This is a genomic window from Streptomyces sp. NPDC015125 (genome assembly GCF_043080045.1).
Lineage (GTDB): Bacteria > Actinomycetota > Actinomycetes > Streptomycetales > Streptomycetaceae > Streptomyces.
Map to the genome: position 1 here is coordinate 40,889 of NZ_JBIBVF010000008.1, position 14,488 is coordinate 55,376.

13 protein-coding genes and 1 pseudogene are annotated in these 14,488 nt (G+C 70.5%); 8 read left to right on the forward strand and 6 right to left on the reverse strand.

What is annotated here, in order from left to right:
• The first annotated feature begins 70 nt into the window (after positions 1–70).
• Both ACF088_RS19205 and ACF088_RS19210 read left to right on the forward strand, forming a co-directional pair.
• Positions 71–664 (forward strand): TetR/AcrR family transcriptional regulator, encoded by a 594-nt coding sequence (locus ACF088_RS19205; RefSeq protein WP_392376960.1) that lies wholly within the window; start codon positions 71–73, stop codon positions 662–664.
• A 222-nt stretch (positions 665–886) separates the two neighbouring features.
• Positions 887–1,805: pseudogene (locus ACF088_RS19210) on the forward strand (IS982 family transposase).
• 19 nt (positions 1,806–1,824) lie between these two features.
• Here the strand turns inward: ACF088_RS19210 and ACF088_RS19215 are convergent.
• On the reverse strand, positions 1,825–2,505 hold the full coding sequence (locus ACF088_RS19215; RefSeq protein WP_392376961.1) for a DUF899 family protein: 681 nt from the start codon (positions 2,503–2,505) through the stop codon (positions 1,825–1,827).
• A gap of 583 nt (positions 2,506–3,088) precedes the next feature.
• On the opposite strand from ACF088_RS19215, the gene ACF088_RS19220 reads away from it, so the two are divergent.
• Complete coding sequence (locus ACF088_RS19220; protein WP_392376962.1) at positions 3,089–3,517, forward strand: VOC family protein; 429 nt, start codon at positions 3,089–3,091, stop codon at positions 3,515–3,517.
• Between the two features lie 238 nt (positions 3,518–3,755).
• Here ACF088_RS19220 and ACF088_RS19225 read toward each other — a convergent pair whose 3' ends face one another.
• Positions 3,756–4,130 carry a cupin domain-containing protein gene (locus tag ACF088_RS19225; protein WP_392376963.1) on the reverse strand — a complete coding sequence of 125 codons (375 nt, stop codon included), beginning with the start codon at positions 4,128–4,130 and terminating at the stop codon, positions 3,756–3,758.
• A 93-nt stretch (positions 4,131–4,223) separates the two neighbouring features.
• Here ACF088_RS19225 and ACF088_RS19230 point away from each other — a divergent pair, with 93 nt between their 5' ends.
• The 3 genes from ACF088_RS19230 to ACF088_RS19240 all read left to right on the forward strand — a co-directional run bounded on the left by ACF088_RS19230 (position 4,224) and on the right by ACF088_RS19240 (position 6,448).
• On the forward strand, positions 4,224–4,664 hold the full coding sequence (locus tag ACF088_RS19230) for a MarR family winged helix-turn-helix transcriptional regulator (protein WP_392376964.1): 441 nt from the start codon (positions 4,224–4,226) through the stop codon (positions 4,662–4,664).
• A 258-nt stretch (positions 4,665–4,922) separates the two neighbouring features.
• Positions 4,923–5,198 (forward strand): DUF2087 domain-containing protein, encoded by a 276-nt coding sequence (locus ACF088_RS19235; RefSeq protein ID WP_392376965.1) that lies wholly within the window; start codon positions 4,923–4,925, stop codon positions 5,196–5,198.
• 95 nt (positions 5,199–5,293) lie between these two features.
• A complete protein-coding gene (locus ACF088_RS19240; protein WP_392376966.1) occupies positions 5,294–6,448 on the forward strand; it encodes a N(5)-(carboxyethyl)ornithine synthase in 1,155 nt (384 codons plus the stop codon).
• A gap of 231 nt (positions 6,449–6,679) precedes the next feature.
• On the opposite strand, the gene ACF088_RS19245 is transcribed toward ACF088_RS19240, so the two are convergent.
• From ACF088_RS19245 to ACF088_RS19255, 3 genes are all read right to left on the reverse strand, one after another.
• The gene (locus tag ACF088_RS19245; protein WP_392376967.1) at positions 6,680–7,261 is read right to left on the reverse strand and encodes a TetR family transcriptional regulator; all 582 of its coding nucleotides are present in this window, start codon (positions 7,259–7,261) and stop codon (positions 6,680–6,682) included.
• A gap of 191 nt (positions 7,262–7,452) precedes the next feature.
• Positions 7,453–8,457, reverse strand: coding sequence for an aldo/keto reductase (locus ACF088_RS19250; RefSeq protein WP_392376968.1), 1,005 nt, complete (start codon positions 8,455–8,457; stop codon positions 7,453–7,455).
• A gap of 295 nt (positions 8,458–8,752) precedes the next feature.
• The gene (locus ACF088_RS19255; RefSeq protein ID WP_392376969.1) at positions 8,753–10,267 is read right to left on the reverse strand and encodes an MFS transporter; all 1,515 of its coding nucleotides are present in this window, start codon (positions 10,265–10,267) and stop codon (positions 8,753–8,755) included.
• A 122-nt stretch (positions 10,268–10,389) separates the two neighbouring features.
• Between ACF088_RS19255 and ACF088_RS19260 the strand changes: the two genes are divergently transcribed.
• Complete coding sequence (locus ACF088_RS19260; RefSeq protein ID WP_392376970.1) at positions 10,390–11,337, forward strand: helix-turn-helix transcriptional regulator; 948 nt, start codon at positions 10,390–10,392, stop codon at positions 11,335–11,337.
• A gap of 171 nt (positions 11,338–11,508) precedes the next feature.
• Here ACF088_RS19260 and ACF088_RS19265 read toward each other — a convergent pair whose 3' ends face one another.
• Complete coding sequence (locus tag ACF088_RS19265; RefSeq protein WP_392376971.1) at positions 11,509–12,963, reverse strand: MFS transporter; 1,455 nt, start codon at positions 12,961–12,963, stop codon at positions 11,509–11,511.
• Positions 12,964–13,127: 164 nt separating this feature from the next.
• Between ACF088_RS19265 and dusB the strand changes: the two genes are divergently transcribed.
• Positions 13,128–14,276 carry a tRNA dihydrouridine synthase DusB gene (gene dusB, locus ACF088_RS19270; protein WP_392376972.1) on the forward strand — a complete coding sequence of 383 codons (1,149 nt, stop codon included), beginning with the start codon at positions 13,128–13,130 and terminating at the stop codon, positions 14,274–14,276.
• The last annotated feature ends 212 nt before the right edge of the window (positions 14,277–14,488 follow it).

Genomic DNA, 14,488 nt, shown 5'->3' on the forward strand with positions numbered 1-14,488 from the left:
GGCCGGGACTCGGCCGGAGGGGCGCGGCCGGCGCATAATGTAGACAGACCTGTCTGAAGGAGTGACCGTCATGGCGAGTGTCCAGGGCACCGCGAAGCCGTCGGCGCGTGAGCGCCTGCTCGCCGCCGCGAACGAGCTGTTCTACGCCGAGGGCGTGCAGCGCGTCGGGATCGACCGGGTCATCGAGCACGCGGGCGTGGCCAAGGCGTCGCTGTACAACGCCTTCGGCGGCAAGGAGCAGCTCGTCCGGGCGTACCTCGACACCCGGCACGCGGCCACCGCCGACCGGATCGCCCGGGCCGTCGCGGAGCGCGACACGCCCCGCGAGCAGATGCTGGCGGTCTTCGAGTCCCAGGGGCGGCAGTTCGACCGGCCCGACTTCCGCGGCTGCGCCTTCATCCGCGCCGGCGCCGAGGCCAGCCCCGGCGGGCTGGTCCAGGAAGCGGCAGACGCCTTCCGCGGCTGGATGCGCGAACTCTTCACCCGCCTCGCCGCCGAGGCCGGCGCCGCCGACCCCGACGCCCTGGGTCGCCAGCTCCAACTCCTCTACGACGGCGCCGGCATCTCCGCCCTGATGGACCACGACTCCACGGTGGCCGCGACCTCCCGCGCGGCGGCGACCGCCCTGATCGCGGCGGCGACGGGCGCATCCGCCGAGGCATGAGCGGCGCTCGGCACGCACGCGGGCCGGGACCGCGAGCGTGAACCACGCGGTGCGCCAGGGCTACCGACGTGGCGTCGGTAGAGCGGCCCGGGCCAACGCACCGGGCCGCCGGCTCCGGTCAGGCCCGATCCGCGCCGTCGACGGCTACGTCCACGAGCGGCTAGATGATCGATTCCAAGGGTTCGCCTGCGCGCATAGGAGGAGGGAGTCCAACGTCAGTGTGTGAAGACAGAGTTGGACTCCCTCGTGACCGCACTCTATGTGAAGACCGATGACGTGTTGAAGGATGCGCCGCAGTTTGCCCCGTGGCGGCCGGCTGTGGGCAGGCATTGCACCGCGGCTCACCGACGCCGAGCTGGTGACTTTGGCGATGATGCAGGCCATGCTCGGTTTCACCTCCGAGGCCCGGTGGCTGCGGCACGCCCGCGCCCACCTGAGGCACCTGTTCCCTTACCTGCCCCAGCAGCCCGGCTACAACAAGCGGCTGCGCAAGGCCGCCGAGCTCATCCGGCGCGTCACCCGCACACTGGCGGTCGATACCACGTTGTGGACCGACGACGTGTGGGTCGTGGACTCCACGCCCGTCGAGTGCGGACGCTCCCGCGAGACCGTCAAACGCTCCGACCTGGCCGGATGGGCCCAGTACGGCTACTGCGCCAGCCACAGCCGGTTCCTCTGAGGACTGCGGCTGCACCTGGTGTGCACCCTGCACGGCCTGCCCGTCGCCTTCGCCCTTACCGGCGCCAAGGCCGACGAACGCGAGACCCTGCTGGACCTGCTCGCCGTCGAGCCGCAGCTCATCGACGAGCGTCCCGGCCAGACACTGATCGGCGACAAGAACTACTTCGGCCGCGAGTTCGAGCAGCAGCTGGCCGAGCTGGACATCCGGCTGCTGCGACCGGCCCGCAAGGGCGAAACCGAACGGGCCGGATCACAGCTGTTCAAGCCACTGCGGCAAGTCATCGAATCGATCAACGAGACCTTCAAGGGCCAACTCGACCTCGAACGCCACCGCGGTCGCACACCCGCAGGCGTGGCGGTCCGTGTCCTGCAGCGCATCCTCGCGCTCACGGCCGCCATCTGGCACAACGACCACACCGACCAGCCAGTCATGCGCGCACTGACCGCGTACGACCACTAAAGCCCTTGGAATCGATCATCTAGTAGTTGAGTGCGGCGAACCAGTTGCCCCGGCCCTGGCGGGTGAGGTCGAGCAGGTGCCATACCGGGCTGAGCAGGTCGATGCCCCGCTGGTCGATGTCATCGGACATCCGGGGGTGCACCGAGTAGACGTGGCGTACCGACCCGGTGTCGTCGCGGGTGAACACTGACACTGTCGAGTCCTGGTTGCCCTCGGTGTCCTCGCTGCCCAGGTCGTGTTTGAAGGTATTGGACCCGGCGCTGAGCAGCCGCAGGTTCGTCCACTTCCGGTCTCGGGCGTGCGCGCGGAGCGCGGGCAGGCCGGCCGCGCCGACGATCGCGAGGTCGACGTTCTGCGCGACATGGCGGGCCACTCCGTTGAACCCGTCGAGCCACATCGTGCACATGGGGCACGGCTCGGTCTGCTTCTTGCCGTACATGAGGTGGTAGACGACCAGGTCACGCCCGGGCCGGGTGAAGAGTTCACTCAGGCGCACGGTCCACGCCGGCGTGTCAGCGGCCGCCAGATCGGCAGGGCCCTCCTCGAACACATAGTCATCGACGACAGGGCCCAGCGGCAGTCGGCGACGCAGGTCGGCGACGCGTTCACGATGACGCATCAGCTCGATCTCGGCTTGCCGCAGCTCCTCACGGGCGCTGACGTATGCGGCCGGCTCCCCGGTGAGATTGGTCTGACGCATTGTTACCCCTGGCTCGGCGACTGTCCGGTGGCCACCCTCTGCTGTGGCCCGCCAACGTATGCCTGCGCACCGGCTCACCAGGGAGCGAAACGACAAGGACCTGGTCAGTGCACTCCTACGGATCAACCAAGATCCACCGGACGCGCCCCCGCCACGGGGCACTACACCTGGTGCGCTACATCTGGTGCGCTACGCCTGGTGCGCTACGCCTGGCGCGTGTATCGGCCCCCGCCCCCCGGCATCCGGGACGGCGTGGCAAGGCCGTCGACCGCTGCCACCAACGCCCCGGGTGGATGCGGGGGCCGTCCCCGGGTGGATGCGGGCCGTCCCTGGGCGGATGCGGGCCGTCCCTGGGCGGTGTCTGTCCGACCACGACCGTTGCCTCGGCCCGTCGTGATCACTAAGGTCGGCCGGGTGACTGCCGGGTCGGCCATGGGCCATGCACGAGTGGGGTCCCCGGCCTCGGCGTGAGCGCGAGGCGGGCCAGAGCCCCGCCCCCCTTTCCGAGTCTTTCGCGTGACGCCCCTGTGCGGCGTCCTTCCCAGCGGACCCCGACCCCAAGACCCGGAGACACCCACCAGCTATGCCGAACGAACAGCAGTGCCTGCAGGAATCCGAGCTGCCGGTGAGCCCCGTGCAGTTGAACCACACCGCCGTCTACGCCAGGGACCGGCAGCTTTCGGCCGAATTCCTGGCCGTGATACTGGGGTTGAAGGTCGGTGCTCCCTTCGGGCCGTTTCTTCCCGTGGACCTCGGCAACGGCGTGACGCTCGACTACTACGAGAAGCGTGACGAGCCGATCCAGTCCCAGCACTACGCATTTCTCGTGCCCGACGAGCAGTTCGACCACATGATCGCCCGTCTGGAAACGGTCGGGGTCACCTACTTCGCCGACCCCGGCCACACCGAACCCGGCCGGATCAACCGCCTGTTCGGCGGCCGCGGTGCGTACTTCACCGACCCGGACGGCCACAACATGGAGATCATCACCCGGCCCTACCTCCGGCCTTAGCCGATGGCCCGTGGGCCCCACCGAACGGCTCAGCTCACGGGCCCCGGCTGCACGTCCGGCCCCGGCTGCACGTCCAGCCTCGGTCGCACGTCCGGCCCCGGGTATATGTCTGGGGCCGGACGCGCACGTCTGGGGCCGGGCGTACATGACCGCGGCAGACGTGCATGGCCGGGCGCGGGGTGCGTGACGGGGGCGACGAGCTGCTGGACCGTTTGACCGAAGAGCTGAGGGACAGCCGTTAGTTCGCCCAGGGCGGTGCCATGCTGCTGCCGTCGGCCAGCTCGGCGGTCAGGCCGGCACGGGTGGTGACCCACATCCGCGCCGGCTCGTCGGCCGGATTGGCCACCGCCAGTGCCGAGCCGGCGGGAGCCACCGCCGCATCCCCGGGGCCGAGTTCGGCGGTCTCGCCGTCGATGGAGAAGCGCAGCCGGCCGGACAGGACGTAGAAGGCCTCCTCCTGGCTGATCACATGAGCCGGGGGCACCGTTCCGGCCGGCACCTCGCATGTCCAGGCCGCGAGATCACGGCTGCCGGTGGCGGGTCGGACGTAGGAGCGGAAGCGTGCGCCGTGGACCTCGTGAACGGCGGCTTCGTTACTGCGGATGAAGGACATGTCAGCCTCCCCGGGCAGCCGCATTGCGCGCCTGCCACATGGACAAGTTGCTTGTCCATATAGACAAGCGTCTTGTCCAGTTATAGTCAAGGCATGGATGACGACCTGTCCTTCTCGACGCTCGTGCTCGCGCTGTCCGGACAGCTGGTGCAGGAGATTCACACACGTGTGGCCGCGCAGGGGTTCGCGGACCTGCGCCCCGTGCACGGATTCGCCTTTGCCCGGATCTCCCGGGGCGAGGTCACCACCGCCGATCTGGCCGGGCATCTGGGAGTCACCAAGCAGGCCGCCGCCCAACTGGTCGAGGAACTGGTCCGCAAGGGATATGTGCTGCGTCGGCCACACCCGCAGGACGCCCGTGCCCGGCTCCTGGAGCTGACGGCGCGTGGCCGGGCGGCGACGCACGCCGCCGACCAGGCGGCCCGAGCGGCCGTCGCACCGTGGCGGGAGGCGCTGGGCGCGGAGCGGTTTGGAGCACTCGCCACTGACCTGGCCCGGCTCGCACCCAACGGCCCGATCCGGCCTGCCTGGTGAGCCGGGGCCCGGGGCCCGGGCCCCGGGGACGGGCGAGGTGAGCCGAGGGGCGAGGCGGTGGCCCGCTCGCCGTCGCCGCCTCACTCGTCAAAGCGCCTTGCAGGGGCACCCCGTGAAGTGCGTCGCCGGGTAACGCCGTGAAGCGCGTTGTCGGGTCACTCCGTGAAGTGCGTCGCCGGGTAACGCCGTGACGTGCGATGTCCGGTCACCGCGTGAAAATGCGTTGCCGGGTGCGGGGTGGCGCGGGAGGCTTCCGGCATGTCTGATCATGAGTCGAGCGGTTCACAGGGGGTGGCCTCCCTCTTCTCCCGGGGGCGGCTCACGGCGATCCCGCGGAAGGCGGCCCGCCGCGAGCAGTTGCTCGTACATCTCGCGGAGACGCTGTTCGAGCGGGACCGGGAATACAGCGAGCGCGAGGTCAACGAGGCGCTGCTGACGGTGCACGAAGACTGCTCGGCGCTGCGCCGCTACCTCGTCGTGGCGGGCTTGCTGGCCCGCCCCGAGGACGGCAGCAGCTACCGGAGGGTCGGGTAGCGCCTCTTCCCCCTGTGCCCGGCCGGAGAAGTGTTGCTGGTCGGGGTCCCCGCACGCCGGGGGTGTGTTAAACAGGGAGTAATCAAAGGGGTACTTTGCAGCAGCTCAAGCTCGGCATCATGTCGCAGACCCGCAAAGAGAACGAGCACCGTCTGCCAATCCACCCAGCGCACTTCGGACGCATCGACACCGACCTCCAGCCCAGCATCTATCTGCAGACCGGTTACGGAGAGCACTTCGGTGTCCCGGACAGCCAGCTCGCACCGTCGGTCGCCGGTTTCCGCTCTCGCCAGGAACTGATCGCGGAGTGTGATGTCATCCTGCTCGCCAAACCGCTGCACGAGGATCTGGCGGAGCTGCGGGACGGGCAGGTGCTGTGGGGGTGGCCGCACTGCGTGCAGGACGAGAAGGTCACGCAGGCCGCCATCGACCGCAGGCTCACCGTGATCGCCTTCGAGGCGATGCACCACTGGACCCAGGAGGGTTCGTTCAACCTGCACGTCTTCCACAAGAACAACGAGCTGGCCGGCTACTCATCGGTGCTGCACGCCATGCAGTTGACCGGTGCGACCGGTGACTACGGCCGCCGGCGGCGTGCGGTGGTGATCGGCTTCGGCGCCACCGCCCGCGGCGCGGTCACCGCGCTCAGCGCGCTGGGCGTTCACGACGTGGACGTGCTGACCGCCCGCGGTGTCACCGCCGTCAGCTCACCGATCCACTCGGCGCGGATCGTGCACTTCGACCACGACGTGGCCGACGACACCCTCGACCCGCGGCGCAGCATCGCGCTCACCGAGGACGGCCCGGAGCCACTGGCCGAGTTCCTCGCCCGGCACGACATCATCGTCAACTGCGTGCTCCAGGACACCGCGGCGCCGCTGATGTTCCTGATCAAGGAGGACCTGCCGAAGCTCGCGCCCGGCACCCTCGTCATCGATGTCTCCTGCGACGAGGGCATGGGCTTCGCCTGGGCCCGGCCGACCACCTTCAACGCCCCGATGTTCACCGTCGGCGACCACGTCCAGTACTACGGCGTGGACCACAGCCCCTCCTACCTGTGGGACGCGGCCACCTGGGAGAACAGCGAGGCGCTGATCCCGTTCCTGCGGCCGGTCCTCGAAGGACCGGCCGGCTGGGACGGTGACGGCACGATCCGCCGGGCGATCGAGATCCGCGAGGGCACCGTCCAGAACCCCGCGGTCCTGGCCTTCCAGCACCGCGCCGAGCAGTATCCGCACGTGCCGCTCTGAGTCGGCGCCGCCCGGTCGACGGTGTACCAGCACCCGGTACGCCGTCGACCGGGCGCTCGCTCGGCTCGCTGCGGGACCGGCATACCTTCAGCACCCATGTAGGTCACGCCGCGCCCCTTGCACGGGAACCCGGTGAACGTACGGGGTCACTGCGCTGGTTCTACGGCGTGCCACGGCCTTCTTCGCAGGCCGCGAGGCAGCGGGAACTGTGAAGACAGCGCCTGGCCGGACCTAGCCGCGCAGGCCTCGGAGGACCAGGTCGCGGACGGCCTCGAAGTCGGCGGTGATCCCGGGGCGGGACCACTCGGGGGCGTAGCACGGGTCGTGGAAGCGGCCGGTGGCGTCGAAGACGGCGCGGGCGGTGGTGGCGGGGGAGGGGGTGTGGAACGCGCCCTGGCCGACGCCGGCTTCGATGATGGTGGTGAGCTGGGCTTCCAGATCGGTGACGTGCCGGTCGACCACACCGCCGCTCTCTCCGATCAACGTCATATAGGTGGCGAAGAGTTCGGGATCGTCACCGGCCTTGTGCCGCTTGGCCTCGAACAGCGCGCTCAGCCAGCGGTCCAGACGCTCCGGAGCCGGCCCTTCCGTCGCGACGATGACCGAGAGCTCCTTGCTCGTACGGTCCAGCCAGCGCTCCGTGACCGCCTCCCGCAGCGCCGCCTTGGTACGGAAGTGACGGTAGACGCTGCCGTGGCTGACGCCCAGGGCGCGCGCCACATCCACGACCGTGGCCTTGGCCGGACCGTAGCGGCGCAGCACCTCCTCGGTGGCTTCGAGGATGCGCTCAGGGGTCAACGTCTCGGGCGGCATGGGGCGGTCGGCCTTTCGGGAGGGGCGGGGTGGGGCGGGGCCTGCGAGCGGTCCGGGTGGCACACGGGTGGGTGCGCCGGTGCCGGCACCGGTCGCCGGTGCGCAGGTACACCGGATCCGTGCGCCGGGTACGTACGGACGGTACCTGTCCGTGCCCCGTAACCGCTCCGTCGGTCACGCTTCCCCCGGGGTCAGCGCTCGCTGTCCAGGTGGGCCATCTGGTCGGTGGGGTAGCGGTCACCGGCGGCGGCGTCGGCAGGGATGGCGCGTTCAATGGCGGCCAGATCGTCGGCGTCGAGGGTGACCTCCAGGGCGCCGAGTGCCTCGGTCAGCCGGTCGCGGCGGCGGGCGCCGACCAGCGGGACGATGTCCTCGCCGCGGGAGAGCACCCAGGCAATGGCGGTCTGCGCGACCGAGATGCCCTTCTGCTCGGCGATCTTGCGCAGTGCGTCCACCAGGTCGAGATTGCGGTCGAGGTTCCCGCCCTGGAAGCGCGGGCTCATGCCACGGAAGTCGTTCGCGGCGAGTCTGCGGTCCCGGCTGAAGTGGCCGCTGATCAGGCCGCGGGACAGGACGCCGTAGGCGGTGATGCCGATGCCCAGCTCGCGGGCGGTCGGCAGGATCGTCTCCTCGATACCGCGGGAGATGAGGGAGTACTCGATCTGGAGGTCGGAGATCGGGGCGACGGCGGCGGCCCGGCGCAGGGTCTCCGCGCCGACCTCGGAGAGGCCGATGTGCCGGACGTGTCCGGCCGCGACCAGTTCGGCGATGGCGCCGACGGTCTCCTCGATCGGGACGTCCGGATCGATCCGGGCGATCCGGTAGATGTCGATGTGATCGGTGCCCAGGCGCTGGAGGGAGTACGCGGCGAAGTTCTTCACCGCATTCGGCCGGCCGTCATAGCCGGTGAAGCCGCCTTCGACCGTGCGCAGGGCGCCGAACTTGACGCTGATCTGCGCCTTTTCGCGGGCCGCCGCGGGGGCGGTGCGCAGGGCCTCGTTGATCAGCAGTTCGTTGTGGCCCATGCCGTAGAAATCACCGGTGTCGAGCAGGGTGATGCCCGCGTCGAGGGCGGCGTGAAGGGTGGCGATGGACTCGCTGCGGTCGCTGTCGCCGTAGAGGGCGGACATGCCCATGCAGCCGAGGCCGAGGGCGGAGGTCTGCGGGCCGGTGGTGCCCAGGGTGCGGGTCTGCACTGCGTGCTCCTGGAGGACGGGAGGGATGAGGGGGCGTGGGGGGCTGGGGGCGAGGGCGGGGGCTGTGCCCTGTCTTCACTATGACATGACGGATGACAGATTTCAATAATTGTCAGTCGTCATGCGCGAGTCGCGTCCCGTCATGCGCGAGTCGCGTCCCCTTCCGTCGCCCCCGTCGCCCCCGTCGCCCCCGTCGCCCCCGCCGTCCCCTCCGTCCCCGCCCAGGTCGGCTCGTGTCAGCCCGGTCAGCCCTGGTCGGCCCAGGTCGGCTCCCGTCAGCCCAGGTCGGCCCAGGTCAGCGCACGAGGCGGGGCAGGCGCAGTGCGAGCGTCGTCGTGCCTGCGACGATCACCAGTTGCGTCAGCAGGGCGGCGAGCATCGCGTCGCGGATGCCGAGGGACGGCATCAGGGCGAGGAAGAGAGTGCCGAGGGTGGCCACGCCCAGCGCGAGGCCGGACTGCTGGGTGGTGACCATGACGCCCCCGCCCACGCCCGCCTGCGCCACCGGCAGTTCGCTCAGCACGATGCGCATCAGCACCGGCAGCACCATGCCCTGCCCGAGGCCCAGGACGGCCATGCTCGCCGCGAGCCCGGCCACCGATATCCCGGGCCAGCCCGTGTGCACGGTCAGTGCCAGGGCGATCAGGCCGATGCCCTGGATCAGCGAACCGGCGACCACCACCCGCCGCCCGAACCGCATCACCAGCCGCGGACCGGCGAGCGAAGCGAAGAAGAACGTGACGCACAGCGGCGCCAGGGACAGCCCGGCCGCGAGCGGGCCGTAGTGCAGCCCGTTCTGGAGGGCGACGGCGACCACGAACATAAAGCCGCCGAAGCCCAGCGTGAACGGGATGATCATGGTGAGTCCGCTGTTCACGGAGGGGATGCGCAGCAGCGAGGGCGGGACGAGCGGGGTGCGGCCGGCGCGTTCGGCCCGGCGCTCGACGCGCACGAACGCGGTGGCGGCGAAGGGGAATGCGGCCAGCAGGATCCAGGACCACACGGGCCAGCCGGCCGCCCGGCCCTCCGTCAGCGGCAGCAGCAGGGTGAGCAGGGTGGCGGCGAGCAGCGCGGTGCCGGGGCCGTCCACCCGGCTCGGGTGCGGCGACCGGGTCTCGGGGACCGTACGGGCGGCCAGCAGCCAGGCCGCGGCGGCGATCGGGACGTTCACCAGGAAGACCGCGCGCCAGCCCGTGCCCGCCAGGTCCATCGAGACCAGCAGGCCGCCGAGTACCTGGCCGACGGCGCTGGCGACACCGGCCGTGCCCCCGTACAGGCTGACGGCCTTGGCGCGCCGCTTGCCGGTGGTCGTGGCCTGGATGGTGGCCAGTACCTGCGGCAGCAGCAGTGCGGCCGCGGCGCCCTGGGCGACCCGGGCGGCCACCAGTGTCCCGGCGTCCGGCGCGAGACCGCAGGCGAGTGAGGTGAGGCCGAAGGCGGCCAGGCCCCACAGGAACAGCCGACGGCGGCCGATCATGTCGCCGAGCCGGCCGCCGAGGACCAGCAGCATGGCGTAGGCGACGCCGTAGCCGGCCACCACCATCTCCAGCATCGCGGGCCCCGCGTGCAGGTCGTGGTCGATGGTCGGCAGCGCGACATTGACGATAAAGAAGTCGATCATGGGCAGGGCCGCGCCCAGCAGCACGGTCAGCAGGCCGAGCGGGGTCAGCGCGGTCGTGGCCGGGGGCCGCTGCGCGGCGGGGCCCGGTGCGGCCGGGGCCGCCGGGGCCGCCGGGGTCTTCGGGATCGCGGGATCCGCGAGGGTGGCCGCGGCTCCAGGGGGCGCAGCCGTGGCTTCCGCAGTGGTCATCTGTGCTCGGGTATCGCTCACGGACCCGATGATCGTCGGCCGCTCAGACTGGTACCAGAGTGTTCTTATCCTGGTACCAGTGCTACCTGGCAACTGGCTGCGGACTGCGGCACGCTGGAGCCATGACCGTGGACATGCCCCTGACGCAGACTGCCACAGGCCCTGGTGGTGCCCCGCCGCACGCCGCCACCACTCCGCGCGACGACACCGCCCGCCGGGCGGAGCTGGCCGCTTTTCTGCGCAGCCGGCGGGAGCGGATCACGCCCGAGCAGGTCGGGCTGCCGCGGGGTGCCCGCCGTCGTACCCCCGGTCTGCGCAGGGAGGAGGTCGCGCACCTCGGTGCCGTCGGGGTCACCTGGTACACCTGGCTCGAACAGGCCCGGGACATCCACGTCTCGCCGCAGGTCCTGGACGCGGTCGCCCGTGCGCTGCTGCTCGACCGCGCCGAGCGCAGCCATCTGTTCGCCCTGGCCGGGGCGATCGATCCGACGCCGGGCACGGAGTGCACGGGCGTCACGCGCGAACTGCGGCTGATGCTGCGCCAGTTGGAGCCGTTCCCTGCGCTCGTCCAGAACAGCCGGTTCGACATCCTCGCCTACAACGGCACATACGGCCGTCTGATGTGCGACCTCGATGCGCTGCCCGAAGCGGACCGCAACTGTATGTGGCTGGCGTTCACCCACCCCGGCTGGCGGTCGAGCATGGTCGATCTGGACGCCACGCTGCGGGTGATGGCCGCCAAGTTCCGGGCGTCGATGGCCGAGCATGTCGCGGAACCGGCCTGGAAGGCGCTGGTCGCTCGGCTGACGGAGGCGTCGCCCGAGTTCCGGGAGATCTGGGCACAGCATGAAGTCATCCGCCCGATGAGTTCGGTCAAGCTCTTCCGGCATCCCCGGGTGGGCGTGTTGCAGTTGTCCGCAATGAGCCTGTGGACGGGGCCCAACCCCGGACCCAAGCTGCTGTCCTACACACCGGTGGACGAGGTGAGCCGGGAGCGGCTGGAACAGCTGGCGGCGGAATCGGCGCAGTCGGCGGAGTCGGCGGAGCCCCCGGCGCTCGTCACGGTCTGAGGGAACGAGCGCTGAGGGGCACGAGGGCTGAGAGGTATGGGGACTGAGGGGTACGGGCGGCGGGGGCGGGGGCCGGAAGCAGACGGCGCCGCGAGGAGAGCGACGAAGGCACCGGACGGCACCGCGGCACCACGCCAACCCGCCACCACGCCACACGGACCATCCGGCCCCCTACGACCGTGCGTCCGCCGCCTGCTGCCCCCGCGCCTCGTCGTCGAACAGCAGCGCCGTGCGGTCGGCCGTTGCCTTCGCCCACCGGCCCGTGGTCAGGGCGCCGAGCAGCAGCACGGCCGCGCCGCAGCCGGCGATGATCCACCACGCCGGGCGGCCGGCCGCGACAAAGGCGTCCGCGCTGGCGGCGACGTGTGCCCCGCCCGCCAGTACGGCGCCGATCACCGCGACGCCGAGCGACTGCCCGACCTGCCTGCTGGTGGAGGCGACGGCGGCGGCCACCCCTGCCTGGGCACGCGGCATACCGGACACCGCGGTGTTGGTGATCGGCGCATTGACCAGGCCGAATCCGATGCCGAACAGGACATAGCCGGTGAACAGCAACGAGTTCGTCGCCTGCGCGTCGAAAGCCGCGAAGAGCAGCCCGCTCGCCCCCATCGCCGTACCGGCGAGGAGCAGCGACAGCCGGGGCCCCCGGTTGCCGACCAGCCGCCCCGAAACCGGTGCGAAGATCAGCGTCATCCCGGCCATGGGGAGCATGTAGAGACCGGCGTCCAAAGCGGACAGACCACGGATGTTCTGCAGATACAGCGTGTTGATGAAGAGGAAGCCGGCGAGCGCGGCAAAGGCGCACACCGCCACGATCGTGGCCCCGCTGAACGGTGCGCTGTGGAAGAACCGCAGGTCGATGAGGGGTTCACTACGGCGCCGCTCGTAGGCGATCAGACCGGCCAGGGACGCCAGCGCCACCAGCACGAACACCAGGATCTCGGGGGACGTCCAGCCGGCATCCGGCGCCTCGATGATCGCGTACGTCAGCGAGCCGAGCAGTGCGATCACCAGCAGCTGGCCGACGGGGTCGACGCGGCGCGGCTTGGGAGCGCGGGATTCCGGGACGTAGCGCAGGGTCAGGAAGAACGCCAGCGCCCCGATCGGGACGTTGATCCAGAAGATCGAACGCCAGCCGACGCTCTGCACCAGCAGCCCGCCGATCACCGGCCCGGCCGCCATGCTGATGCCGACGACCCCGCCCCACACCCCGATCGCGCGGGCCCGTTCCCGCGGTTCGGTGAAGGTGTTGGTGATGATCGACATGGCGACGGGGTTGAGCATCGAGCCGCCGACCGCCTGCACCATCCGGAAGACCACCAGCCACTCCAGGTCGGGCGCCAGGCTGCACAGCAGCGAGCCGACCGCGAAGACCACCAGCCCCACCAGGAAGATCCGGCGCCGGCCGAGCCGGTCGGCGGTGGAACCGGCCAGCATCAGCAGCGCCGCCAGGACCAGGGTGTAGGCGTCGATCGTCCACTGCATACCGGCGACCGAGGCGTGCAGCTCGTGCTGAATGGACGGCAGGGCGACATTGAGGATGGTGTTGTCCAGGCTGACGATCAGCAGGCTCAGGCAGCAGATCGCCAGCACCAGGAGACGCCGTCGGCGGCTGAGATCCGGCATGGTTGAACGCTACAACGATCGTGGGTATCCGGCCCCGGCAGGGCCACTCCCGCGGTGCGGGACAATGGGAGATCGCAGTGGCCGGACCGCCCGTACGGCCGCGGCTCGCCCGTCCCGTCGAAGCAAGCCGAAGAAAGCCGAAGAAAGCCGAAGGTATCGCCGTCATGACTCTGCTGCAGATCGGTCCGCATGCGGTGCAGCCGCCCGTGGTGCTCGCGCCCATGGCCGGGATCACCAATGCCCCGTTCCGGACGCTGTGCCGGGAGTTCAGTGGCGGCAAGGGACTGTTCGTCAGCGAGATGATCACGACGCGGGCGCTGGTCGAGCGCAACGAGAAGACCATGCAGCTGATCCACTTCGACGAGACCGAGAAGCCGCGTTCGATCCAGCTGTACGGCGTCGACCCGGACACCGTCGGCAAGGCCGCCCGCATGATCGCGGAAGAGGACCTCGCCGATCACATCGATCTGAACTTCGGCTGCCCGGTCCCGAAGGTGACCCGCAAGGGCGGCGGCTCGGCGCTGCCGTACAAGCGGAACCTGCTGCGCTCGATCCTGCGCGAGGCGGTGGCGAACGCGGGGTCGCTGCCGGTCACGATGAAGATGCGCAAGGGCATCGACGACGACCACATCACCTACCTGGACGCGGGGCGGATCGCGGCCGAGGAGGGCATCACGGCGATCGCGCTGCACGGCCGGACCGCGGCCCAGCACTACGGCGGCACCGCCGACTGGGACGCCATCGCGCGCCTCAAGGAGCATGTCCCGGAGATCCCGGTGCTCGGCAACGGTGACATCTGGTCGGCCGACGACGCACAGCGGATGATGCGGGAGACCGGCTGTGACGGGGTGGTCGTGGGGCGCGGCTGCCTGGGACGGCCTTGGCTGTTCGGCGACCTGGTCGCCGCCTTCGAGGGCACGGGTACCGGGGGCGAGGCCTCGGAGGGGTACGCGCAGCCCACGCTCAAGGAGGTCGCGGCGGTGATGCTGCGGCACGCCACGCTGCTCGGCGAGTGGATCGGCGACGAGACGCGCGGAGTGATCGACTTCCGTAAGCACGTCGCCTGGTACACCAAGGGCTTCTCGATCGGCTCCGAGATGCGCCGCAGCCTCGCGGTGACCTCCTCGCTCGACGAACTGGACGCGCTGCTGTCGGAGCTGGACCTGGACCAGTCGTGGCCGGTGGGCGCGGACGGCCCGCGCGGCCGCACCTCCGGCCGCAACCGTGTCGTCCTGCCGGACGGCTGGCTGGACGACCCCTACGACTGCGCGGGCGTGGACGCCGACGCGGAGCTGGACACGTCGGGCGGCTGAGGCCGGGCCTTGATCCACCGCCCCGGCACCTCCCCATAGGGCGGAGGTGCCGGGGCGCACTGTTGCCCTGAGGCCAGGTGCCCCATGGCTGCGCGGTCACCCTTGCCGGAGGTGCTCACGGGGTACTCACGGCGTACTCACGGGGCACGCCCCCGGTATTCACCGGACGGGCCTTGACCCTGACGCTACGTCAGGCAGCAGTCTGAGCGTGG

Coding starts and splice junctions, on each gene's coding strand:
- ACF088_RS19205 (WP_392376960.1), top strand. CDS start 71: ATGGCGAGTGTCCAGGGCACCGCGAAGCCGTCGGCGCGTGAGCGCCTG.
- ACF088_RS19215 (WP_392376961.1), bottom strand. CDS start 2,505: ATGCGTCAGACCAATCTCACCGGGGAGCCGGCCGCATACGTCAGCGCC.
- ACF088_RS19220 (WP_392376962.1), top strand. CDS start 3,089: ATGCCGAACGAACAGCAGTGCCTGCAGGAATCCGAGCTGCCGGTGAGC.
- ACF088_RS19225 (WP_392376963.1), bottom strand. CDS start 4,130: ATGTCCTTCATCCGCAGTAACGAAGCCGCCGTTCACGAGGTCCACGGC.
- ACF088_RS19230 (WP_392376964.1), top strand. CDS start 4,224: ATGGATGACGACCTGTCCTTCTCGACGCTCGTGCTCGCGCTGTCCGGA.
- ACF088_RS19235 (WP_392376965.1), top strand. CDS start 4,923: ATGTCTGATCATGAGTCGAGCGGTTCACAGGGGGTGGCCTCCCTCTTC.
- ACF088_RS19245 (WP_392376967.1), bottom strand. CDS start 7,261: ATGCCGCCCGAGACGTTGACCCCTGAGCGCATCCTCGAAGCCACCGAG.
- ACF088_RS19255 (WP_392376969.1), bottom strand. CDS start 10,267: ATGACCACTGCGGAAGCCACGGCTGCGCCCCCTGGAGCCGCGGCCACC.
- ACF088_RS19260 (WP_392376970.1), top strand. CDS start 10,390: ATGACCGTGGACATGCCCCTGACGCAGACTGCCACAGGCCCTGGTGGT.
- ACF088_RS19265 (WP_392376971.1), bottom strand. CDS start 12,963: ATGCCGGATCTCAGCCGCCGACGGCGTCTCCTGGTGCTGGCGATCTGC.
- dusB (WP_392376972.1), top strand. CDS start 13,128: ATGACTCTGCTGCAGATCGGTCCGCATGCGGTGCAGCCGCCCGTGGTG.